Origin of the sequence: Pseudoalteromonas sp. ASV78 (genome assembly GCF_047806705.1) — a bacterium.
Classification (GTDB): domain Bacteria; phylum Pseudomonadota; class Gammaproteobacteria; order Enterobacterales; family Alteromonadaceae; genus Pseudoalteromonas; species Pseudoalteromonas prydzensis_A.
Map to the genome: position 1 here is coordinate 785257 of NZ_JBLOPA010000002.1, position 23879 is coordinate 809135.

16 protein-coding genes and 1 pseudogene are annotated in these 23879 nt (G+C 42.2%); 7 read left to right on the forward strand and 10 right to left on the reverse strand.

Going from position 1 to position 23879, the window contains the following annotated elements; translation table 11 throughout:
- The 5 genes from ACMVDV_RS21375 (at position 1) to ACMVDV_RS21395 (ending at position 13005) form a co-directional block, all read left to right on the forward strand.
- Positions 1 to 357 (forward strand): DUF2149 domain-containing protein, encoded by a 357-nt coding sequence (locus ACMVDV_RS21375; RefSeq protein WP_416159584.1) that lies wholly within the window; start codon positions 1 to 3, stop codon positions 355 to 357.
- Positions 354 to 4274, forward strand: coding sequence for a cobaltochelatase subunit CobN (gene cobN / locus ACMVDV_RS21380; RefSeq protein WP_416159585.1), 3921 nt, complete (start codon positions 354 to 356; stop codon positions 4272 to 4274). Before ACMVDV_RS21375 ends, cobN begins: the two co-directional genes overlap by 4 nt.
- 224 nt (positions 4275 to 4498) lie before the next feature.
- Entirely contained in the window at positions 4499 to 6823 is a 2325-nt protein-coding gene (locus ACMVDV_RS21385; protein ID WP_416159586.1) for a TonB-dependent receptor domain-containing protein, read from the forward strand.
- Positions 6824 to 7274: 451 nt separating this feature from the next.
- Positions 7275 to 9938 (forward strand): family 16 glycosylhydrolase, encoded by a 2664-nt coding sequence (locus ACMVDV_RS21390; protein WP_416159587.1) that lies wholly within the window; start codon positions 7275 to 7277, stop codon positions 9936 to 9938.
- Between the two features lie 73 nt (positions 9939 to 10011).
- Positions 10012 to 13005 (forward strand): TonB-dependent receptor, encoded by a 2994-nt coding sequence (locus ACMVDV_RS21395; RefSeq protein WP_416159588.1) that lies wholly within the window; start codon positions 10012 to 10014, stop codon positions 13003 to 13005.
- Positions 13006 to 13129: 124 nt separating this feature from the next.
- Here ACMVDV_RS21395 and map read toward each other — a convergent pair whose 3' ends face one another.
- The 8 genes and pseudogenes from map to ACMVDV_RS21435 form a co-directional block, all read right to left on the reverse strand.
- Complete coding sequence (gene map, locus ACMVDV_RS21400) at positions 13130 to 13915, reverse strand: type I methionyl aminopeptidase (protein WP_416159589.1); 786 nt, start codon at positions 13913 to 13915, stop codon at positions 13130 to 13132.
- A complete protein-coding gene (locus tag ACMVDV_RS21405; protein WP_416159590.1) occupies positions 13912 to 14115 on the reverse strand; it encodes a ParD-like family protein in 204 nt (67 codons plus the stop codon). Before ACMVDV_RS21405 ends, map begins: the two co-directional genes overlap by 4 nt.
- A gap of 134 nt (positions 14116 to 14249) precedes the next feature.
- A complete protein-coding gene (locus ACMVDV_RS21410) occupies positions 14250 to 14447 on the reverse strand; it encodes a CPXCG motif-containing cysteine-rich protein (protein ID WP_416159591.1) in 198 nt (65 codons plus the stop codon).
- A 479-nt stretch (positions 14448 to 14926) separates the two neighbouring features.
- Complete coding sequence (locus ACMVDV_RS21415; RefSeq protein ID WP_416159592.1) at positions 14927 to 15805, reverse strand: PhzF family phenazine biosynthesis protein; 879 nt, start codon at positions 15803 to 15805, stop codon at positions 14927 to 14929.
- 315 nt (positions 15806 to 16120) lie between these two features.
- On the reverse strand, positions 16121 to 16357 hold the full coding sequence (locus tag ACMVDV_RS21420) for a helix-hairpin-helix domain-containing protein (RefSeq protein WP_416159593.1): 237 nt from the start codon (positions 16355 to 16357) through the stop codon (positions 16121 to 16123).
- Between the two features lie 91 nt (positions 16358 to 16448).
- Positions 16449 to 16643, reverse strand: a pseudogene (locus ACMVDV_RS21425) (CPXCG motif-containing cysteine-rich protein).
- A gap of 89 nt (positions 16644 to 16732) precedes the next feature.
- Positions 16733 to 18235: a S41 family peptidase gene (locus tag ACMVDV_RS21430; RefSeq protein ID WP_416159594.1), complete on the reverse strand. Its 1503-nt coding sequence runs from the start codon at positions 18233 to 18235 to the stop codon at positions 16733 to 16735.
- 151 nt (positions 18236 to 18386) lie between these two features.
- Entirely contained in the window at positions 18387 to 19907 is a 1521-nt protein-coding gene (locus ACMVDV_RS21435) for an aldehyde dehydrogenase family protein (protein WP_304178878.1), read from the reverse strand.
- Between the two features lie 188 nt (positions 19908 to 20095).
- On the opposite strand from ACMVDV_RS21435, the gene ACMVDV_RS21440 reads away from it, so the two are divergent.
- Both ACMVDV_RS21440 and ACMVDV_RS21445 read left to right on the forward strand, forming a co-directional pair.
- Positions 20096 to 20998, forward strand: coding sequence for an AraC family transcriptional regulator (locus ACMVDV_RS21440; RefSeq protein ID WP_416159595.1), 903 nt, complete (start codon positions 20096 to 20098; stop codon positions 20996 to 20998).
- 306 nt (positions 20999 to 21304) lie between these two features.
- On the forward strand, positions 21305 to 22687 hold the full coding sequence (locus ACMVDV_RS21445) for a Na+/H+ antiporter NhaC family protein (RefSeq protein WP_416159596.1): 1383 nt from the start codon (positions 21305 to 21307) through the stop codon (positions 22685 to 22687).
- 137 nt (positions 22688 to 22824) lie between these two features.
- On the opposite strand, the gene ACMVDV_RS21450 is transcribed toward ACMVDV_RS21445, so the two are convergent.
- Both ACMVDV_RS21450 and ACMVDV_RS21455 read right to left on the reverse strand, forming a co-directional pair.
- On the reverse strand, positions 22825 to 23298 hold the full coding sequence (locus ACMVDV_RS21450; RefSeq protein ID WP_416159597.1) for an RES family NAD+ phosphorylase: 474 nt from the start codon (positions 23296 to 23298) through the stop codon (positions 22825 to 22827).
- Entirely contained in the window at positions 23298 to 23732 is a 435-nt protein-coding gene (locus ACMVDV_RS21455; RefSeq protein WP_182717572.1) for an antitoxin Xre/MbcA/ParS toxin-binding domain-containing protein, read from the reverse strand. The genes ACMVDV_RS21450 and ACMVDV_RS21455 overlap by 1 nt, the downstream gene beginning before the upstream one ends.
- Between the last annotated feature and the right edge of the window lie 147 nt (positions 23733 to 23879).

Consider the following 23879-nt stretch of genomic DNA (forward strand, 5'->3'; position numbering starts at 1 on the left):
ATGCGCTTTTTAGATGAAGATGAAGAGTTAAACCCAATTGTAAGTGCGGTTAATCTAGTGGATGTATTTTTAGTGATCATTGCAGCATTACTGATCGCCATCGCACAAAACCCTCTCAGCCCATTTACTGCAGAAAATGTCACTGTGGTAAAAAATGCAGGCAAACCAAATATGCAAGTAATTGTAAAAGAAGGAAAAGAAATAAAACAATATCAATCAACGGGTGATATTGGTTCAGGTGCAGGAATGCGTGCTGGGGTCGCTTATAAAATGGCCGATGGCAGTTTTGTGTATGTGCCAGAAGCCGGATCGCAAGATCAAAACACCAACAATAACAGCGAGAAAAAAATCCCATGATGCGTTTTATCATTTTATGCTTATGTTATCTAAGCATAGTTACGCCAAGTATAGCCGCTGAAGATAAACCCCAAGTGCTAATGATGATGTCGAGCCATGTATCAAAAGCCAAGGGGGATTTATTAACCTCATTGAGCGCCGATCAACCTTTTACATTCACCAACTACAGCGCCAAAAGTAAATCTGAGCAACAAATAATGCAAGATTGGCAAAATGCGGATCTAATCCTACTTGATGGTATCAACCCTGCTTTATCTAAATTCATGTTTGCAAAATATCAGCCTTATTTAAGTCAGTTTTCAAACGTGCCTGTCGTGTCATTAGGCGATCTAGAGAGCAGCGCTATGAACCAAGGGCTAACAGCTAAGCAACATCAACAAATAGGCCTTTACTATAATAATGCAGGGCGCGAAAACTATCGCAATTTAATGCTTTTTTTAAGTAACCAAGTATTTAAATTATCAAACACCACAGCAAAAGCCCCTATAATCGTGCCAAATGTAGGTCTATATCATCCCGATTTTGATACGCTCGTTAGCGCCGATGAGGAAGCTTTCTTTTCGTGGCTTAAACCTGCCCTCAATCAACCGGTGATAGCGATTGGCGTACACCGTTCAGTGATTGATTATGAACAACAACAGGTTGTAGATGCATTAATACGTGGCCTCGAAAGAAAAGGAGCAAAAGCCATCGCATTCTTTTTTGAGGGCAATGATGAAAGCCTCGCATACCCTGATTTACTCACTGATGACAAGGGCGCGCGGGTTGACTTACTAATCAATTATCGTTCATTGCATTATGTTGAAAAACGCCGAGCTGAATTTGCTCAGATTGGTGTGCCCGTGATCCATGCTCTCAATTACACCGCAGGTGATGAACATGCTTTTGAGCAAGACCATGCTGGTATATCTCCCTCCCTCACTCCATTCTTTTTAGTGATGCCTGAAGATACCGGCAGTACCGACCCTACTATTATCGCGGCCAATCAAGAGGGTAAAAAAGTGGTGATGAAGGCCCAACTTGATGCCTTAATTGAACGTGCCTATAATCATGCAAACTTAAGCCATATCAAAGCCGAAGATAAAAAAGTGGCCACTTTCATCTGGAACTACCCGCCAGGAGAGAAAAACATTGGCGCTGCGTTTTTAGATGTGCCCTCATCAATCACCAATATTGCCACAGCACTAAAAGCCCAAGGCTATCAAATTGACAGCCTAAGCCCGCAGCAAATTATTGCCAATGCCGGTCAATTATTGCGTCCCTATTATCGTAATGAAGATACCAGCGCACTTATTGAGCAAGGTTTAGCCGATTGGCTGCCTCTTGAGACTTACTTAACATGGTTTAATGCCTTACCTACATCCGTTACTCAGCCAATTATTGAACGCTTTGGTGAGCCGCGCGATAACCCAATGGTTACTGAACATAATGGCCAACTAGCCTTTGTGATCCCACGTATGAAATTAGGTAACTTAATTGTATTACCGCAGGGTGTACGTGGGCAAAATGAGCAAGAACACTCCTCGTTATACCACAGCACTAAAACGCCAATTAACCACAGCTACTTAGCTATTTATTTATATGCGCGTGAAACTTTTGGCACCGATGCCGTGATCCACTTAGGCACTCATGGCTCGCAAGAATGGTTAACCGGTAAAGAGCGAGGTTTATCCGTATACGACGCAGCAACTTTAGCTATCGGTAATATTCCTGTGTTTTATCCGTATATTATTGATAACGTGGGTGAAGCAATGCAAGCCAAACGCCGTGGTCGCGCAACAATGATAAGCCATCTAACCCCCGGTTTTGCTAAAGCAGGTTTATATACCCAAGTCGCTGAATTAAATGAATTGATCACTAACTTCATGATGCTTGAACAAGGCCAAACAAAGCAAAATACACAGCGTCAAATTACTGAACTTGCCAGTGAGCTCAATATTTTAACTGACTTGGCGCTAACACCCGATGCACTCAGTGCTGATTTTGATAATGCAGTCACCCATATTCAAGATCACCTTAATACGCTTGCCCAAATGAGCCAGCCATTAGGCATTCATATTTTTGGTGAATTACCCAAAGAGCAACACTTATACAGCACTATTTTGCAAATGCTCGGAGATGAATTTACCCAAGCCGCTGCGCAGTTTGAACAACAACATCACCTTACACTGTCTGTTGAACAACAAAAAGATCAGCGCAATGTGGTTAATCTTGAAGCACTTGAAGGCTATCAACTCGTTAAACGATTTATTGCTCAAAACAGTAATAGTAACGACCCTGTATTAGCAGCATTACCAGCAAAACTGAACTTACAACTTAATGAAGCTAAAAAATATTGGGATAACTTTCATGATATTGCTGAGCTAAGTGGTTTAGTAAATGCGCTTAACGGCGAATATATTCCGGTCAGTTATGGTGGCGATCCAATCCGCAGTCCTGAAGCTGTGCCTACAGGTCGTAATTTAATTGGTTTTAACCCAGCCAAAGTGCCGTCTAAAGAAGCTTACCAAGCCGGTGTAACGTTAATGGAGCAAACCATTAATGACTATCACAGTAAACATGGGCGCTTTCCACAAAAGCTAGCCTTCTCATTATGGTCATTAGAAACCATGCGTCATCAAGGGGCACTGGAAGCACAAATACTTCATGCCATGGGGTTAAAACCAAAATGGGATCATCAAGGTAATGTGATTGATACTGAGGTTATTCCCTATTCAGAGCTTGGCCGGCCACGCATTGATGTGGTGATATCTGCCACCGGTTTGTACCGCGATGCATTTCCAAATGTCATGTTATGGCTCGCTGAAGCGATTGATAAAATTGCCAAAATGAAAGAAGACAATAACTTTGTTTATCGCCATACCAATAGCCTAAAAGAGCAACTTTTAGCGCAAGGAAAAAGCGCAGCAGATGCTGATTATCTATCGTCAATCCGGTTATTTTCCAACGAAACTGGTAACTACGGAACCGGTCTTGCTGGTGCAAGTTTAGCGTCAGATAGCTGGGATGAAGAGAGTAAACTCGCTAATTTGTATCTTGATCGGATGGGTTTTGCGTTTGGCAAAGATGAACAACGCTGGAGCGAAAATGTTAGCGATAGCAATTTATATAGCCAAGTGCTCTCTGGTACTGATGGCGTTATATTCTCACGCTCAACTAACTTATATGCACTGATGACCAATGATGATCCATTCCAATATTTTGGCGGTATCGGCCTTGCCGTACGTCATTTAGATGGTAACACGCCAGAGATGTACGTCTCTAACTTACGCCGTAAAGATAATGTCAAAGCACAAACCCTCAGTGAATTTGTCAATGCTGAAATGCGTAGCCGTTATTTCCACCCTCGTTGGATCAAAGCCATGCAAGAGTCTGGTTATGCCGGAGCCACAGCCATATTTGATCGCATGAATAATATGTGGGGCTGGGAAGTTATGACACCAGAAGCAATTAGAGATGACCAATGGCAAGCGTTTTTTGAAGTCTATGTTGATGATAAGTATGAAATGCAAATGCGTGAATTCTTTGAACAACACAATCCAGAAGCACTCGCGCAAATCATCGAACGTATGGTTGAAGCGGTACGCAAAGGTTATTGGCCAGCGGATGCACAGACATTAAAGAAAATGCTTGAAACCTACACTGACATAGCCAACCAGCATGATGTGGTGACCGATAATGAAAAATTCACTGAGTTTGTTAAAAACCAAGCGCCAGGCTTTGGTTTAGCGCCGCTGCTCCCTGGCAGTACGCAAGCCTCTGTTAATGCTGCGGGGCAACAGCAAGTAAGCGGTCAAAAATTAGCACAGGTAGAGCAAAAAAGTAAAGATAGCGAACATGACTACACGCTTTGGTACATATTATTTGCAATTTTTACCCTTGGCGCAGCCAGTCCGCTACTGAGCAAAAAGCGTTAACTTATTTGCCCAGCATCCCTCTTGCTGGGCTTTTCTATTTTATCCTAACCACCCGTACTAAGTACTGAAGTAATTTCACCCTTGTTTATTTTAATATGAATATTATTCACAAAATGTAAATATATTTGCATACACAATTGAACATGCAACTGATAATTGTTATCATGCCGACCTTGGTTACTAGTTAGATTAACAATCTTTATTCTTTTCATGAAGGAAGTACAATGAAATCCCGTCCGCTTTATTTGGCCTCACTGATCAGTGCATTATTAACATCAACAACGCTTATCGCTGATGATGACACCGCTGAAAATATGGAAGTTATGGTTGTCACGGCGTCTGGTTACGAGCAAAAATTAATTGATGCACCCGCGAGTGTCTCGGTTGTTTCTCGCGAAGATCTCCAAAATAAGCCGTTTACCAGCCTTGCTGATGCACTTCGTGATATCGAAGGTATTGATGTCGGCGCAGGACAAGATAAAAATGGTAATATCAGCATTACTATGCGTGGTTTACCGGCTAGCTATACGCTCGTGTTGATTGATGGCCGTCGTCAAAGTGATGTAGGCAATATCGGACCAAATAATTTTGGCAATAGCCAATTTATGTACATGCCACCACTGGAAGCAATTGAGCGCATTGAAGTTGTACGTGGGCCAATGTCTACGTTATACGGTGCCGATGCCATCGGTGGGGTCATTAATATCATCACCCGTAAAAACCTTGATAGCACCCATGGTAGCGTGACTGTAAGTAGCAATATTCAAACCGACGACCAATACGGTAACGATAACAAAATCGACCTATATTTAACCGGCCCAAGTGGTATCGAAGGGTTAACCTATGGGATCCGTGGTAGTTTTTACGACCGCCAAGAAAGTGAGCCTACATACAGCGAAAACTTACCGCTACCAGATGGCAGCGTGTGGGTTGATGATGGCAGCTTTGGTGATAAAAAAATCGTTGCAGCGCGTAACTGGAATGCAGGCGCCACAATAAACTATCTGCTCAATAAGCAAAACGAAATTACCTTTGAGTACGATATAGCTAAACAACGCTACGATAACACCGAAGGTCAAACGGGTACGCTAGATAGCCCAGTCAGCTTATGGCGTGTTAGTAAAGGCATTGTACAACCGCGCGTTGGTTATACACCTTATCAGCGTGTTGAACGTGAGCAATTTGTCCTCGCCCATGTTGGTCGCTATGATGTTGGCACGCTTACCAGCAGCATTACCCAAAGCAGCAGTGAAAACTTTGGTCGCTCATTACCGCTTAATGTACAAGAGCGCTTAGGTGTGCAAGCCATTTGGGATCAAGCGGTACAAGATCAAGGCACTGACAAGCCTGAATTAACGGATGCAATTTACGCTCAACTTGATGAGACTTTTTTACCTCGTCCAATGCGTACACTAAAACTTGATAACTTAATTATTGATACTAAGTTTGAATCAAATATAGATAACCACTATTTTGTAGTTGGCGCACAGTATTTTGATGCCGAAATGGAAGATGGTGTATTTGGTATGTACGGTGATGGTTTCCGCAAAGGTACGACTCAAAATCACCGCCAAACCGCTATTTTTGCAGAAGATAACTGGGAAATAACCACAGATCTAACCGCTACTTTCGGCGCCCGTTATGATCATCATAATATTTTTGGCTCACAAGTCAGCCCGCGTGCTTATTTAGCTTACTCTCCTGCAGATCAATGGACCTTTAAAGGTGGTATCAGTACTGGTTATAAAACACCAGAGCCAAACCAATTATTCCCAGGCATCACCGGCTTTGGTGGCCAAGGTACTAAACCTTTTGTTGGCACACCGGATCTACAACCTGAGACCAGTGTAAACTACGAAATGGCCGCTTACTTTAACGGTAATGATAACTTTAGCGGTAATATCACGGTGTTTTACAATGATTTTAAAGACAAAATCATTAACCAAGATAACTTGCCAAACTGTGAAGTGGCCATCGCTGATGAACCTTGTGTTGAAATTGGCGCAGGTTGGGCTGGCATCGGTAGCACCACCTTTACGCAAGCCGCTAACGTTGATAAATCAGCAACTCGCGGCGTTGAAGTCGCTGCTAATTGGCAAATTATCGACAACCTAGCACTGCGTGGTAACTTTACTTATACCGACAGTGAAGTGAAAAGTGGCCGTGATGAAGGGCTTCCTTTGGTTAATACACCTAAAAACATGTATAACTTAACGCTTGCATGGCAGCCATTAGATGATTTGAGTATTTCACTTATTTCAGAAATTCGTAGTGATCGTTACCGCGGAACTGCTAATGTATCTGGTCCACAAGGCCCTGAAACACAAAAGCTATATTACAAAGCCTATGATTTATATCATCTCGCTGCGAGTTATAAAATTAATGATAGCCTAGCACTGAATGCACGTATTAATAATCTATTGGATGACGACTTATCAAGCCGCACTTGCTTGTTAGCAACATCAGCAGAAGAATATGAATGTACCTCAGATTATAATACCACGCAAAAAGCCCGTAGTTTTTGGGTATCAATGAGTTACAGTTTCTAAATAAAGATCTATAAGAATACAAGCCCAGCAGCAATGCTGGGCTAAAACGCCTCAAAACCCAAAATAACACTTAAATCTAATCGTATAGCAACCGCTTTTGCTCCCTGTGCTGCCGCTTCATCAACTCCAGCTTCTGCTTTCTAAGCGCATACGCGTATTTATATAATGGTTAACTGAGCAAGTTCAGTTGTTTATTCAGTAATAAACAACTAAATAAATATAAATAACCAATACTAAAAGACCGAAAACACACTAAGCGTTAAATATAAGTTAAAAAAACAGCTTAATTTTGTTGACCAAATATAAACATTGGCATACGCTTTTGTAAGCGCTTACATTTTGACTGTGTTTTTTTATTCCATAATGTAAGCGCTTACAGGATTCGTTGAAATACACAATTATAATTATCAACGATGTTCTTCCAATTTTTTGTCGAACTGGGGTTCAACTAATGGACATGACAACAATCACACTAAGCCGACTCTTCGCAGCTATTTCTATAGCAACGCTTGCGGGATGTGGCGGTGGCGCAGAAACCGAAACTAATTTAACTAAGGTCGATCCAACAAAGCCTGTTTCTGACTGGCAGATGGTATGGAGCGATGAATTCGACAGTGGCGAAATTGACGCTGCTAAATGGAACTACGAAATCAACTGCGATGGCGGCGGCAATAACGAAAAACAATGTTATACCAACAGCCCAGACAACGCCTTTATTAACGATGGCATGCTCAACATTGTTGCCCTGCCAGCGGCTGAAGGTGCAGAAAAACCCTTCACCTCAGCAAGACTCACAACCCAGTACAAAGCTGATTTTAAATATGGTCGCTTTGAAATGCGTGCCAAATTACCATCAGGCCAAGGTAGCTGGCCTGCATTTTGGATGATGCCAACAGATTCTGTTTATGGTGGTTGGCCGCGCTCTGGGGAAATTGATATTCTTGAGGCGGTGAACCTTAAAGTAGCAAACGAAGACGGCAGCCTTGAATCACATGTCCACGGCACCTTACATTATGGTCGCGAATGGCCTAATAATGCCAGCTCTGGTAAAGCTTATGAATTTCCACAAGACATGAATCCTGCCGATGATTACCACACCTATGCAATTGAATGGCAAGAAGGTGAAATTCGTTGGTATATAGACGACTATTTATTTGCAACACAACGTCAATCTGAAGTTCGTTATAATTCAAAAGACGAAGCAGTTGGCTTAAAACACCGTGGTTGGTTTGCTGAATACTATGAGCAAGGCTCTGGAGAGCTCGTTACTCATTGGGACAGTGCGCCATTCGATCAAGAATTCTTTATGATCCTAAACTTAGCCGTAGGTGGTGATTGGCCAGAAAATGTTAATAACTTAGGCGTCGATGCTGGTGCCTTTGCCGACGGTCAAACTTACTCTATTGATTACATTCGTGTTTACGAATGTGCATCAAACCCAGAAACTGGTAAAGGCTGTGAAACAGTGCGCCCGGGCTACGATAGCTTAGATGATGCGTTAGTTGAAGGTGCAGCACCCGTTCCTACACCACCCAGCGATGGCGTTGCAAAAAACCTTGATATATTTGATGGCAGCCTAAATGCTAATTGGCTTGCTTGGGATTGCTGTGGCGGCACAGTACCTGAAATTATTGCTGATGATGATAAAGGCGAGGTTGTTAAGTTTAATATTAATGACAACAACGGCACTGTTTTGGGCTTTTCAACTCGCGGTGGTCATTTCCCTGATGGCTTTACAGGAACATCGGCGCCATTTGATGCGTCACCATTACTTGAATTAAATGGTCGCTTAACATTTGACATGAAAGTAGTAACTCCTCCTGCAGCAGGTACACCTTGGCTATTCAAAGCCGAAACTGGTGAAGGCGGCCCTAGCACCGGTGATGTACCCCTTAGTGAAAGTGTAGAAGGTGTGGAGCCTGTTACTGGTCAATGGCAAACGTATACCTTTACACTTGCTTCACTGCAAGAAAGAGGCCTCGATTTAAGTGCTATCGATGTACTTATGATGTTCCCAGCATGGGGCGCAGGTGAAGGTGCAGAATACTTAATCGCTAATGTTGCGATTGAAGGCGATGTAGGCGCATCGCCAGAAGTCGACCTTTTCACTGACGGACAAAACCTAGATTGGCCAATGTGGGACTGTTGTGGTGGTTCAACACCAGTTGAAGTAATGGATGACGCTGAGCACGGTTTAACAGCTGAATTTAGCATCGGTGCAGAACCAACAGTGATGGGCTTTACTAATCGCAGTGAATTTGGTGGCAGTGCAACCCCATTTGATGCCAGCGCAATTTTAGAAAAAGGCGTTGTGCAATTTGACATGAAAGTAACATCAATGCCAAATACAGCGGATGCTCCATGGTTACTAAAACTTGAATCACCAGGTACAGAAAGCTTTGCTGAAGTAAACTTGTCAGACAGTGTTGAGGGCGCAGTTCCAAGCGCAGGCGAATGGCAAACTTATACCTTCAAATTAGTCGATTTAGCAGCTGCCGGCCTTGATGTTAGCGCCATTGATGTAGTGATGATTTTCCCTGCTTGGGGCAGCGGCGAAGGGGCTATTTATCGTGTTGATAACGCAAAAATATACGACCCAGAAGCCATGCCAACCGGTAGTGACTTAGTGTTATTTAAAGATACTGCACCTGAGCAATGGAGTATTTGGGATTGCTGTGGTGGCTCTACACCAACCGAAGAGACTGATGACGCAGAGCATGGAACTGTTGCGCAATTTATGATTGGCAGCGAACCAACTGTGATGGGCTTTTTAGCAGATGATGACGTGTCGTTCGATGCATCACACTTATTAGCCGCTGGTGTTGTGCAATTTGATATGAAAGTGGTTTCAGCGCCTGCTGATGCTGACTCGCAGTGGTTGTTTAAAATAGAATCAACTCTGGATGATAACTTTGTCGAGCTTCCTTTAACGGCAAGTAACGAAGGCCAGCAAGTTTTGGTCGGTCAATGGCAAACCTTTACTTTTAATTTACAAGATCTGTACGACGCTGGCCTCGATATTAGTGCCATTAACGTTGTGATGATATTCCCTGCATGGGGCACCGGCAATGGCGCGGTGTATCGTATTGATAACGCGATGATCACGCAAAACTAATAGCGTCTATTAAACGGGTTGGTAAGCACAACTTACCAACCTAGATAACAAATTTGTATATAAGCAGACTATTATGAACACAATTAATTTTAAAAAAAGTCAACTTGCAGCCGCAGTTTCATTTGTTATTGCAGCTAGTACAGTCAATTTAGCTTATGCCGCTGAAGAAAACACTGCCGAACCTGACATCGAAGTTATTGAAATAAAAGGTATTCGCGGCTCACTTATTCGTTCAATGGATGTAAAACGTGACGCCTCAGGTGTAGTTGACGCGATTTCAGCCGAAGAAATGGGCAAATTCCCCGATACTAACTTAGCCGAATCTCTGCAACGTATTACTGGTGTAACTGTTAGTCGCGCCAACGGTGAAGGTAGCCAAATTACTGTACGTGGCTTTGGCCCGTCATTTAACTTAGTAACGCTTAACGGCCGCCAAATGGCTGGGACTGGTTTTACCCGCTCATTTAATTTTGAAAATTTATCATCAGAAGGTGTCAGTTCACTCGAAGTTATAAAGACTGCTCGGGCAGAAACCCCAACAGGAGGACTTGGTGCCACTGTCAATATTGTTACGGCAAAGCCATTGCAAAAGCCAGGTGAAAGATATTCTTTTATGGCTAAAGGTATTCACGACTCTTCAGTAGAAGAAGGTGATAATATTACTCCAGAAATTGCCGGTATTTACAGTAACACTTTTGCCGATGACCGGTTTGGTGTATCTGCCAACTTTTCCTACCATCGCCGCGATTTTCAACGCCAAGCTGCAAATGTTCGATCTTGGCTAGTCAATCCTAGTTTATCTGTTGATGCTGAAAATATTATTGATAACCGTCCAATGGATGCAGATGGCAACCCAGCGAAACAATATTTTGATCCAAATGCTGGTGATAATGGTGAATTTGTATCCGCTGCTTTCTTTCCTCAAGAGGTGAGCTTTGCAAAAGACGATATTCAACGTGAGCGCTTTAATGCGCAGGCAACCATTCAGTTTGCCCCGACAGATAATTTAACCTTCACACTCGACCATACAGTTTCCAATGCAATCACTGGCAATAACTCCTTATCGTGGGGTATTTGGAATGGCTCATTTGGCGGTAACGGCAATGCTTATGAGTTAGATGAAAATGGCACGGCGGTTTATTACAATTCTGCAGGTGATGATGCTTCATTCACAGCTTTTCGTGAAACATCCGAAGTCGACTCAAAAGCCACAGGTATTAATGTTGAATGGTTAGCAACAGAAGATCTCAGTTTTAAGCTTGACGCCCACACCTCAAAAACCACAACCGACAATGGTAAAGACAAAGGGTTAAATGCGAATGCTCGAATCATTTTAGGCTCAGCAGAGCTGCGCTCTAAAGAATACTTTTTCAAAGAAGGAGATATTCCTGGTTATAACATTAATTGGAATAATGGCACTCAAGAAGTAAGCCCAAATCAAATTGGTTCTAACTTTAGTATTTTTACCCGAACACCTGGCGAGTCAGAAGTCTCACAAGTGCAGTTAGATGGTAAATTATTTACAGAGACTGATTTTGGCCTTGAAACAATTAAGTTCGGTGCTGCATACACTAAACAAACCCTTAGTGGCTGGGGTGGCTCGAATAATGCCAATGCACCGGGCTTTAACAACGGCGTATTTGCTGAAATATTCCCAGATGCAATGTTTGAAAGAGTTGATTTAAGCAACTTTTTAGACGAGTTTTCATTTGGCCCTAATGGTGTAGCTCCAGGTTATGCATACAGCTACGATCTTGATGAAGCATTCGCCCGCCAAAGTGCTTATTTAACTGAAGATGTTATTGGCAGTGACGTATATCAAATTGGTAGCTTTGATGACTTTCCACTAAATAAGGTTGAAGAAGAAACAATCAGCTTATACTTATCGAGTAATTGGGTATTTAATGTTAGCGACTACGACGTATTTGTTAACCTAGGTCTACGCTACGAAGAAACTGATATTGTCAGCCCAGCAAAAAGCCGTGTGGCTGAACAAGTATATTGGGCAGGTGGCTCAGAGTGGTTAACTGAATTTGCCAGTGGTGGTGAGCTCGTAGAAGTTGATTACCAAGGTCAATATGACTTACTGCTACCTATGATTGATATTAAAGTTGACTTAACCGATGACTTAGTTTCAAGAGTCTCATGGGGGCAAACTATTACCAGACCGACTCTTGGTGATATGTTAGGCAACCTCAGCTTAACCCCGTCACCTAAGTTGAACTCAAGAAGTGGTAGCCGTGGTAACCCTAATTTGCAGCCTTTTAAATCAACTAATTTTGATTTAAGTCTTGAGTATTACTACAACGAAGGTAGTTACGCTGCTGTAGGCCTGTTTTGGAAAGATGTTGATAACTGGATTGATAACACCCAAGTTAAAACCTCTTTCAAAGGGTTACATGATGTCTATTTAGGTGAACGTTGGAACAATGCAGTAGCTGCCATTGAAGGTCGTGGAGATCAAGCAACTGACACAGCAATTTATAATGAACTTGTTGCAAATGGCGTTGGTATTGGTGAAAACAATCGTATTTTGCCCGACCCTGCAACTGATCCACTAATTGAGTGGACCATCAATTCACCTGAAAACGTTGGTTCACGTAAAGTCAACGGGATAGAGGTTGCGATTCAACACTTATTCGGCGAGTCAGGTTTTGGTGCCGGTTTTAACGCAACAATGGTTGATGGTGATGTTGAGTACGACAACTATTACCTTGCTTCTCAAGCAGTTCTATCTGGTCTAAGTGACTCGGCAAACATCCAAGGCTTTTATGAAAAAGATGGTTTATCTGTGAAGATAACTGGCGCTTGGCGTGATCAGTATTTAATCGCACAAGGCTTGCCAGACTCTGGTGCATCAGCTCCACCACAATACGCACAAGACTACCTACAATGGGACATTAGCATTAACTATGATGTTACAGAAAACACTACAGTGTTCTTTGAAGGCATTAACTTAACTAACGAAACTGAGCGCTCTTTTAGTCGCTTTGAAAGTCAATTCTTGAGCGCTGCTCAATACGGACCTAGGTACGCAATAGGATTTAGGTATTCTATGGGCAACTAATACACTATTTTAACCAACCATTTGATTTACCCCTACTAAAAGCCGCTTTTTAATGAGCGGCTTTTTTATAAACACAACATAAACCGAATTCTGTACTCTTAAAAAGTACCAACTAACATTGACTCTACGACTCTAAAAATCCTTGCTCTTCATCTCTGAGTGTCAATACTTCAACACCATCGGCAGTAACAGCAAGGGTATGTTCCCACTGCGCCGAGAGCTTTTTATCGCGAGTAACCACAGTCCAGCCATCAGGCTTGGTTTTTACTTTAGCAGCACCTTGGTTGATCATAGGTTCAATGGTAAAGGTCATGCCTTCTTTGAGTACTAGGCCGGTGTTTTTCTTACCATAATGAAGTACTTGAGGCCCTTCATGCATTTGCTCACCAATACCATGGCCACAATATTCTTTTACTACACTGTAGCCATTTTGGTGGGCAAAATTTGCAATCGCATTGCCTAAATCACCTAACCGAACACCCGGCTTCACCCTATTAATAGCGTGCCACAACGCGGCTTGGGTTGTATCGACTAAGCGCTTAGCAAGTGGTGATACCTCGCCAATCATGTACATTTTACTGGAATCTGCAAGGTAGCCATTTTTTTCAAGAGTGATATCGATATTAACAATATCGCCTGCTTTTAAAACGTGCTTTTCATTTGGAAAACCATGACACACCACCTCGTTTATAGAGGCATTTAAAACATACGGGTAATCGTACTGGCCTTTACTTGAAGGGCGTGCTTGAAGCTCATTAACAATGTAATGTTCAACCCAATCATTAATTTGCATGGTACTGACCCCTTCTGTTACCAAAGGATCAAGGTAGGCAAATACAGCAGCCAGTAACCTGCCCGACTCACGCATTAAGGCAATTTGCTCAGCATTTTTAATCACCACATCGCTCATACTTTATTCTCCTGAGTATTCACATCGGCCAGCTTTAACTGTTGCTTAATAATGTCACTGTAAGTCATGGTGGGGTTAAGCTCCGCCAACATCCCTATTTTTATCCAATATTCCGATTGTGAATTAATCGAGCGCACCATAGCAGAGCTCGCTTTTCTGATCTCTTCATGCAACTCATCACTAATTTTTACAATACCCATTATACAAACCATATATAAAACGTATACAAATGATATTCGCAAAAAATGAACAATGCAAATAAACTACTACAGTGTGTTATTCACCAAAGAGAAAAAGTATCGATACGCTTTGTTGTAGTGGCTGCCAATTAATATCAAAAAGCGTCGTCTTCACTGTAAACAGTGACTGCAAGTTCCTCATCAACATCTGTAAACACCAAGAAGTTAATAGGCTTACAACATACTTGGCAATCTTCTATATAGCTTTGTTGAACGTCGGCAGGATCAAGCAGCACTTCGATTGTTTCGCCGCAATACGGGCATGATATTAATTTTTCAGTTAATTGATTCATCCGTTTGCGTACTCCATCAGTTAAGTAGTTGAGTCACATTGTAATGATAGCAGCTTATTTAACATCGCCATTAAACAAGCTGATTTGAGTTACTCTAGCGTGCTTTTAACGTGCTTAAGTAATACCTCGGTTGTCCACTCAGTCCATTAAATGGAATATCAGGCTGGTAAAAATAGCCCTTATCACGGGGTCTGTTTACGTACACTTTATTAGGCATGATCACCTTACTCAACCCTGAAGGTGTATCGACTAATCTTACATCCATGTAGGTTGGATCTGAGCTACTCGGCGCACCACATAACACGGTATTCGAAAACAGCTTACAGTCCTATGTATCCACTGCCCCCTCTCATGAACAAAGTTGCCAGTAAGTTGCGCGCCAGCCACGCATGTAATATTTTTCGAAGCTCGTCTCGTGATAAAGTCAGAATCATAGCAATGCCTAAAAACACTCCATGCTAGGACTTTTGCGAGTCTGTTTAAGTTGCTGATGACAAGGAAACTTTCTGCTGCCCAAACTGATGAGCAAAACCACCCACCATGACCTTGCTGATGTTCTGTTCTTTCAACTCCACTGACGCCGTAATAATTGAAACACAGCCCATGGCCCTGCCTTGTTCAAAAGTGAAACAATGAGTATGTTCATCATTAAGGCGCTTGGTTAAATAACATGCTAATGCTCCATTAGCACTCCCTGTAGCTGATTCTTCAGGAATACCAAATAAAGGAGCGAAATTTCGACAACTCGCTGTCAGCTCACTGTCTTTCTTGCACAATTCAAACGCATGGAGACCAACAACATCATGTTTTTTGCAAAAATCACTGAGTAAATCTTCATTCACTTGGACTCTATCCAGATACCCATGTGGCACTGGCACAATAATATCAACCAAGCCTGTTGAAATAACCTCAACCGGTAACTGAGTTGACTCTAAAATTGTCGCATCAATGCCAATTAACTCAGCTATTACTTGGTGGTTAAAACCGCCAAGGTACTCGGGTAACTTCTGCTCCATCACTATATGGCCGTTAGACTTTATAGTGACAGCAAGTTTACCGGCTTTAGTCCTTTGAACATACTGCCCCGCGGTTACCATCCCCTTTTGATGCATTATTGAAAATGCCGCTAATGTTGCGTGACCACAGAAATCAACTTCACCTGTTATGGTAAAAAAAGACAACGCAAAGTCGACTTCGTCATCTTGAGACACAAACGCAGTTTCCGAATAACCAACAGCTTGCGCTATTGCTAGTTTTTCTTGGTTAGACAAATTATCTGCCTGCAATACAACACCGGCAGGGTTTCCCCCACTGCCATTAGCTATAAAAGAATTAACCAAATAAGCTTCAATTTCCATCAATATCAATTTCTCCGTATACCGAGCTTATAGAATTGCTCGTTTTTAATTTATTTTTATTGTTCTATCAACCATAGTCGAGTTTCTATATTGATTCAATCGTTTAGTGGCTTTCTACTATGCTGGGGATAAGCGTGGTTTGGTGCTTTATGTGGCTTTTTGAGGGTGGTTTTAGTGGCTTTTTAAAATGTTTCGGCTCTGGCACCCTGATTAACCAAAAAGATATGAAATCAACTAGACAACAATAAAGTAGTAATAACCAATGACTACCTAACGCATAGTTAAGACTCACATGTGTTATGTAGGTATCAATTATTACAGGCCATGCTTGGCCCTTTTTATAGCAAGTTCCACTGCCAACAACGCTTGAGGACTATTTTTCCAGCACGAAGTTCTAAGCATCGAAGCGACCATTTCAACTATTTCTTTTGCTTCATAATTTGCCAATTCAGCAAAACAATTTATACCTATTTCCTCAAACCGCTTAACGACGGTTGCTCCAACGCCTTTCACTTCTAGTAAAGCCGCTTTTTCTAATTCGTTGAATGCCATAGTTATTGAGACTCCCTAAACTAACGTGAACACCTTACAAGCAAAAGCTACGTAGTGTAGCGCTTGATTATGTATTGCTCTTTCTATCTTATTAATTCGAAAAATTAAGCTGCCAAGATACGCCATATTTATCATTCAGCCAGCCAACAAACACCAAAAAAATTAATCGGTTACAGCATACTTGGCAATCTTCTATATATTGTTGGTCTAGGTCAGCAGGATCAAGTAGTACTGCTATATGCTCCACAATAAGGGCAGACTATGGTTTTTCAGTTAATTGATTCATCAATTTGTGTACTCCATCAATTGAATAGTTGAGTCACACTGTAATGATAGCAGCTTATTTAACATCGCCATTAAACAAGCTGATTTGAGTTACTTTATAATACTCTGGATGCGCGCCAGTAAAGCCTCAGTTGTCCACTCAAGTCCATTATATGGAATATCAGGCTGGTAAAAATAGCCCTTATCACGGGGTCTGTTTACGTACACTTTATTAGGAATGATCACCTTACTCAAGCCTGAAGGTGTATCGACTAATCTTACTTCCATGTAAGTTGAATCAGAACTACTCGGCGCGCCAAATAATACTGTATTTGCAAACAGCTTAAAGGTGTCAACAGCATCAAGGCAGGCACTGCCACACTGTCCTGGAACAATCACCATGGCTTTGTTTTGAAAATCGCTGCCAGTTACTTCACCAGCACTTTGTTCTGAAGGCTGATTTTTCTCTACATAAAACGGCGCACCTTCATCTAACGATAGCTGCATACCTGCAGATACTTTCTTGACCATTTCGTACATTTCCGGCTGGTCTTTTAATATTACCTTTAATGACTCTACATATTCAGTATTGTCTTTTGATGCGCGCCACCAGACTTGCGTTTTTTCGCTCGCTTGCTCTTTACGATAGGTAACAAGTTGTTGCCCCCATAATTGCTCTGCAACTTTTAGGCTCCAAAAAGTTGAGCCCCCCTGATTATGACGAAGATCAAGTATTACCGCTTTCGCCGTTAATAACTGCGCACGTTGTTTTGATAAATCAACAAACAGTTGCTGGTAATCTGCTTTTTGTTGCTCATTGGGCGAAAATGTTGGCATGGCTATCCACGCAATACCTTCCGTTGGCCAATGTAGTCCGATCGCCAACTTATCGCCATTATACGCATTAACTAAATGCTGTTTTACACTTTCGGGCCGCTCAGTCCACTGCAATTGCACGCTGTAAGTGGAGCCATTAGCTTTGACAAAATCACATGTTTTAAGTTTGGGTAAAAAGGGGTTACCATCATCAACGAGTAAGCGCCATCCTTGCTCCCACCAATGGCCAGGCTGCTCAACTTGACCATGAAAAGTAAAAATGGTTTTACGCATTAATGGCTCAATTGGCGTGTTATTACAGCGTATTACTTTATCGCCCTTGGCAATTTGACTATGCTCAGAGTAATACACTTTTAAGCCATCACCTCGCCAAACAACCGAAAATCCAGGCCAGTGGCGTGGCAGCCTTAATTCATCGGGTAGTACAGCGACAACACCCGCATGACCATCTTGTAAAGCGGTATTAAAACGCGCGATGGCTGCAGCATAGCCTTGCGCATTATTGACCTGCTGTGCAAGCGCTAAACTTTGGCGCTTTGCACTCTCAAGTAGCTTAGGGAAGCCTGGGTTGTGGCTGTCATAAATACCCGGGTGATTAGCAACTGATTGCTGATACGCAGCTTCAATATCTTGCTTAGCTGTTGTTTGCCACTGCGCAATGCTGCTTGGTAAGCTTTGCACATCGCTCGCTTTATCAGCTTGTGCATAAACACTTATTGTCATTAACGACATCATTACCACAAATTTCCTAGGAGATGATTTAGTCAGCTTTCTCATATAAATCCTTTTTAATTATTATATTCTAACTTACTGATACTTAAGTAAACCAAACTCAGCTGTAAAATGTAACTATTTTTATACAAAAAAAGCGCAGCCAGTGGCCGCGCTTTGCATTACTCAATTAGTTGACGTTTTCCCTTAAACCATTTTAAAAAAAGCCGAGTGGATCTTCGCTGTAGCTTACTAATAAATTTTTAGTTTGCTGGTAATGATCAAGTGCGAGCTTGTGGGTTTCGCGGCCAATACCTGACTTTTTATAGCCGCCAAACGCCGCATGTGCTGGGTACATATGGTAGCAGTTGGTCCACACGCGGCCTGCTTCTATTTTGCGGCCAAAGTGATAAGCGCGGTTCATGTTGCGGCTCCATACCCCTGCGCCTAAACCAAATTCAGAGCTATTAGCCAGTTCGAGTGCTTCGGCTTCGTCTTTAAAGGTCGACATTGAAATAACCGGGCCAAAAATCTCTTCTTGGAATACCCGCATATCATTCGTGCCTTTTAACAGTGTTGGCTGAATGTAATAACCACCATTTAGTTCATCCGTTAGTTGCTCTACATTACCGCCAGTGAGCACTTGTGCGCCTTCTTTTTTACCAATTTCGATGTAGCTGAGAATTTTATCAAATTGGGCTTTTGATGCTTGTGCACCCACCATGGTTTCACTATCAAGCGGGTTACCGCGTTTAATTTTTAAAGTACGCTCTAAAATACGCTCAATAAACTGCTCGTAAATATCTTCTTGAATAAATAGTCGCGACGGACAAGTACACACTTCACCTTGGTTAAAGTACGCAAGTACTGCGCCTTCAATGGCTTTACTTAGGAAGGAATCGTCTTTTTCCATCACATCGTTAAAAAAGATATTCGGTGATTTACCACCGAGCTCAACAGTTGATGGAATAATGTTATCCGCGGCACATTTTAAAATATGTGAGCCCACTGGGGTTGAGCCGGTAAAAGCAATTTTAGCGATGCGCGTGCTGGTTGCCAGCGCTTCGCCCGCTTCTTTACCAAAGCCATTTACCACATTAAGCACGCCAGCAGGCAGTAAATCACCAATGATTTCCATCAACACTAAAATAGACACAGGTGTTTGTTCAGCGGGTTTGAGAATCACACAGTTACCCGCGGCAAGCGCTGGTGCGAGTTTCCATGCGGCCATTAAAATTGGGAAGTTCCACGGAATAATTTGCCCAACTACGCCCAGTGGCTCATGAAAATGATACGCGACTGTGGTTTCGTCTATCTCGCCAATACTGCCTTCTTGAGCGCGAATACAGCCGGCAAAATAACGAAAATGATCTGCCGCCAGCGGAATATCAGCCGCCAATGTTTCGCGAATGGCTTTACCGTTATCCCACGTTTCGGCAACTGCAAGTAGCTCAAGGTTTTGCTCAATGCGATCAGCAATTTTCAGCAAAATATTGCTACGAGCCGTTACTGAAGTTGTACCCCAAGCTGCTTTGGCTGCATGGGCTTTATCAAGGGCAAGCTCAATATCCGCTTTATCAGAGCGTGGTACTTTACAAAATACTTTACCATTAACGGGGCTAATATTATCAAAGTACTGGCCGTTTACAGGTTCAAGCCATTGTCCGCCAATGTAATTACCATACTGAGATTTAAAGTTAATGAGTGCGCCGTCGCTGCCAGGATTTGCATAGATCATTGTGTGTATCCTTTATTCAAAATGTTGCTTTTTAATTTAATCAAATTGACTAAGTTTGGCGGGAGATTGTTGTTTATTTATCCGCCATCTGTTGACATTAGCTCATAACAGGCATAAAAACTTGATTAGCTGTCCAAAAAACATGTCTGTGCGTCCAAACTCTATTGGTCGTGTTTAAAGGAAATAAAATGAATACCACGTTATTGACTGAAAAACTGACTAAAAAGCGCCAAGCAGTTGATGTACTGATCGAAAATAAAATTACGTTTGCCTCAGACAACGCCGAGCTGAGCATTTATGACACCTACCAAGATGCGCAAAAAGTAGCACTGCATTCCAGTGAACTGCTATTTTGCGGCATGATCAGCGGTAAAAAAATCATGCACGTTGCCGACAGTAACTACCATGAAGAGTTTTTACCCCAGCAATCTTTTGTATTAGCACCCGAGCAAGGGGTGTTAATCGACTTTCCCGAAGCATCAATGCTGCAACCTACCACCTGTTTGGCAATCGAAATTAGCCGCGATAAAATCAGCCAAGTAGCTGACGCGCTAAATATGCAGCAGCAAATAAGCAGCGATGACTTTTTTCATTACATTCCAAAGCTGGTGCATACCGAGCATAATCAACAAACCCAACAGTTGCTTGAACGGATGATTGGGTTATTCAGTGAAAACGAGCAAGATCGCCATTATTTAATTGAGCTGTCGGTTAATGAATTAATCACTCGATTATTACAACAACAAAGCCGCGATTTAATGCTCGCCAATTGCCAACAAACTATTGCGTGCCCATTAACCGATGCCCTGCACTTTATTAAAGAACATCTTAATCAAACTTTAGATATCGATACTTTATGTAAAATTGCCTGCATGAGCCGTAGTAAATTTTACCAGCAATTCAAACTCGCCTTTGGGCAAAGTCCGGCCATGTGGCAACAACAGCTAAGGTTAAAGAAATCTCGCCAACTTCTACAATCAGGGCAGCAAATAAGTCAAGTTTGCTACGATCTTGGCTTTACCAACCCCAGCCACTTTAGCCGTTTATTTAAGCAAAAATTTGGTATTTCACCTAAACAATGTAAGCATTAATATTCATCTATTAAGAATTTTTAACTAAATTAAAAGTTTTTATTGACTCGAACGCAATTGCAGATTATTTTCCCGCTGATGTTTTTATCGGCATAACAATAGCGGCATGCATCCCCTGCACCGTCTGGCGCCAAGCCAACGCACTTTACTGTGTCGCACTTGTGCTAAACCCACCGCGAAACCTAACAGTGACTTCTGCGTGCAAAAGCAGTGACTTGGAATATCAGCCGTTGGGCTAACATTCTTTGTTTTTGTTAAGCAGTTTGAGTCAATTACTCAAATGCTTTTTATTTTGTGAATACTTAAATGCTTGAACCTTCTGCGTTAAGTCTTGTGCCGCCAATTGTGGTGGTGATTTTGGCGATCGTGTTACGTCGTCCTATTTTATCTTTGCTGATCGGCGCCCTTGTTGGCCTCGCTATGCTTAACCCTGTTGAAATGCTTAGCAACTTTGCTGCGGCATCATTAAAAGTGATGGTCGATGAAACAATCGGCTGGCTTATTCTAGTGTGTGGTGGCTTTGGTGCGTTAATCGCATTGTTAGTGCGCACCGGTGGTGCAGCAGCATTTGGTAGTTTTGCGCTGCGCTTTTGTAAAGGCCCACGCTCATCGTTGAGCATGACCTTTTTGCTCGGTATCGTGATTTTTATCGACGATTACCTCAATGCGCTTACCGTGGGCGAAACCATGAAACGCATTACCGATAAATTTAAAATCAGCCGTGAAATGCTTGCCTACGTGGTCGACTCTACCGCAGCGCCAATTTGCGTACTAGTACCACTGTCTACATGGGCAGTATTTTTTGGTGGCTTATTGGTTGATAACAACATAGCCGGCGAAGGCCAAGGTGTTGCCGTGTATATTCAAGCAATCCCCTATATGCTGTATGCATGGTTTGCCGTGTTACTTGTGCCATTAGTGGTACTTGGTGTTATCCCTTTATTTGGGCCGATGAAAAAAGCCCAATTACAGGCGATGCAAGAACAACCGCAAGTCGATCCTGCACAGTACAACGAAGTGCAAACAGCCGATGAATACGCAGTAAAAGCCGTCGAAGAAAGCTTTGAAAGCGCAGACAGCCACGGCAAACTGTACAACTTTTTACTGCCTATTTTATTGCTGGTTGCCTTTACTGTGTATTTTGACATCGACGTGTACAAAGGGTTATTAGCGACATTCGCCGTGACAATCCCATTTTATATGCTGCAAAAACTAATGCCATTTGCCGAAATGATTGAAAAAATGCTCGATGGTTTTAAAAGCATGTTGCCAGCAATTGGAACTGTGATCGCCGCATTTATTTTTAAAGATGTCTGCGACCAACTGCTATTACCACAGTTTGTCATTGAATCGCTCAGCCCATTTATGACCGCAGGCTATTTACCTGCCGTGGTGTTTTTAGCCATGGCGATTTTGGCGTTTGCTACAGGCTCAAGCTGGGGTATTTTTGCGGTAACAATTCCTATTGTGATGCCACTGGCAGTCGCCGTTGATGCAAATATACCATTGGTGATTGGTGCGCTATTGTCAGCATCATCATTTGGTAGCCAAGCATGCTTTTACTCAGACTCAACGGTACTAGCAGCGCAAGGCTCAGGCTGTAACTTAATGAGTCACGCTATTACTCAACTGCCCTATACGCTCATCGCAGCAGCCTGCGCGTTTGTCGGGTTTTTAGTGATTGCTTAGGCAGATAGGTTTAAGAGCAAAGTTGGGAAGGTTAAAGGTTAAAAATAAACCCATCATTTAACTAGACAGCTACTCTAATTGAGCAAGCAACACTGTACCAGATAGTAAGTGGTTCGAATCAGCCGCTTACTAAATCACTAAAGTTTTAAAGCCAATCTTTTAGGGTAACTAAATGGTTGGCATTCAACGCATTTTATTTCATCTGCATCAGTATGCGCGGGATTTATGATAAAATTATATTCATCTGAACAAACAGACGAAGGAACTTGCAGTACAGCTTCTCCCATACTCGTTAACCAGTCGCTACCCACTATTTGGGTTTTTAATATATAAGGGTGATCATCCCAGTCACTTGGTAGATCAGATACAACCAAGCGTTTAATTTTCAGTTTATCAGGTATTAATATCGATGTGACTGATAGTTGCTTGTTAAGTATATCCGTAGAGTCGTTCACTAACCTCTCAAGCATTGCAAGGGAGCGGCTACTTGCTGTGTAAACAACAGGTTTACCAACCATGTGCCATCTACCTTCTGCATAAAGCCCACCTAGGCCTGATAGCGCGTTATTTGCATTGTTATGTTCAGTTGGGGCAATTCTATAACAAATCATCAAGCAGTGAATCCATACTCTAACCCATTAATAATTCGCTTAATTAACTCACGACCGCGAATAGTATGCAAAAATTCTTTTGGCGCTTTGCCATCGAACTGTGTATGAGCGGTGTTCAGCCACTCATTCCAACGTTTTACATCACCAAAGTATGAAATACCTATAGATGACAAACGTGCAACTTCCAATGCATTTTGACTTAAGTTAATACCTAAACGTTTGCGCTCTTTTACATGTCGCTCTAATGTCCGCGTAGTAGTACCAATAGTCTTAGCTATTAGTTTTTGTTCCCATCCAAGCGATTTACTAAGAAGGAAAATGGACGAAGCTTTCAAGCCTGTAGTAGCAACAGTAATTTCTTCTAATGCATTAGAGTTGTTAGTGATTAACCCACCACTCACTACTTTTATAAAATCAAACTTTAAAGTTTCCATAAACACCTCCAGCGACAATTGTCGTTAATTATAATACCAAGTGTCAAAACTAGCAAGGTAACATAGCGCTATTCACTGATAGCTGAACGAGATGGCCGCTGGGGTTCTTGCATCTCATGCGCACCATGCAATTTGTCTAATTCTGTA

Excerpts from the sequence above, each read along its gene's own strand:
- ACMVDV_RS21375 (WP_416159584.1), top strand. The coding sequence starts at position 1 with ATGCGCTTTTTAGATGAAGATGAAGAGTTAAACCCAATTGTAAGTGCG.
- cobN (WP_416159585.1), top strand. The coding sequence starts at position 354 with ATGATGCGTTTTATCATTTTATGCTTATGTTATCTAAGCATAGTTACG.
- ACMVDV_RS21385 (WP_416159586.1), top strand. The coding sequence starts at position 4,499 with ATGAAATCCCGTCCGCTTTATTTGGCCTCACTGATCAGTGCATTATTA.
- ACMVDV_RS21390 (WP_416159587.1), top strand. The coding sequence starts at position 7,275 with ATGGACATGACAACAATCACACTAAGCCGACTCTTCGCAGCTATTTCT.
- ACMVDV_RS21395 (WP_416159588.1), top strand. The coding sequence starts at position 10,012 with ATGAACACAATTAATTTTAAAAAAAGTCAACTTGCAGCCGCAGTTTCA.
- map (WP_416159589.1), bottom strand. The coding sequence starts at position 13,915 with ATGAGCGATGTGGTGATTAAAAATGCTGAGCAAATTGCCTTAATGCGT.
- ACMVDV_RS21405 (WP_416159590.1), bottom strand. The coding sequence starts at position 14,115 with ATGGGTATTGTAAAAATTAGTGATGAGTTGCATGAAGAGATCAGAAAA.
- ACMVDV_RS21410 (WP_416159591.1), bottom strand. The coding sequence starts at position 14,447 with ATGAATCAATTAACTGAAAAATTAATATCATGCCCGTATTGCGGCGAA.
- ACMVDV_RS21415 (WP_416159592.1), bottom strand. The coding sequence starts at position 15,805 with ATGGAAATTGAAGCTTATTTGGTTAATTCTTTTATAGCTAATGGCAGT.
- ACMVDV_RS21420 (WP_416159593.1), bottom strand. The coding sequence starts at position 16,357 with ATGGCATTCAACGAATTAGAAAAAGCGGCTTTACTAGAAGTGAAAGGC.
- ACMVDV_RS21430 (WP_416159594.1), bottom strand. The coding sequence starts at position 18,235 with ATGAGAAAGCTGACTAAATCATCTCCTAGGAAATTTGTGGTAATGATG.
- ACMVDV_RS21435 (WP_304178878.1), bottom strand. The coding sequence starts at position 19,907 with ATGATCTATGCAAATCCTGGCAGCGACGGCGCACTCATTAACTTTAAA.
- ACMVDV_RS21440 (WP_416159595.1), top strand. The coding sequence starts at position 20,096 with ATGAATACCACGTTATTGACTGAAAAACTGACTAAAAAGCGCCAAGCA.
- ACMVDV_RS21445 (WP_416159596.1), top strand. The coding sequence starts at position 21,305 with ATGCTTGAACCTTCTGCGTTAAGTCTTGTGCCGCCAATTGTGGTGGTG.
- ACMVDV_RS21450 (WP_416159597.1), bottom strand. The coding sequence starts at position 23,298 with ATGATTTGTTATAGAATTGCCCCAACTGAACATAACAATGCAAATAAC.
- ACMVDV_RS21455 (WP_182717572.1), bottom strand. The coding sequence starts at position 23,732 with ATGGAAACTTTAAAGTTTGATTTTATAAAAGTAGTGAGTGGTGGGTTA.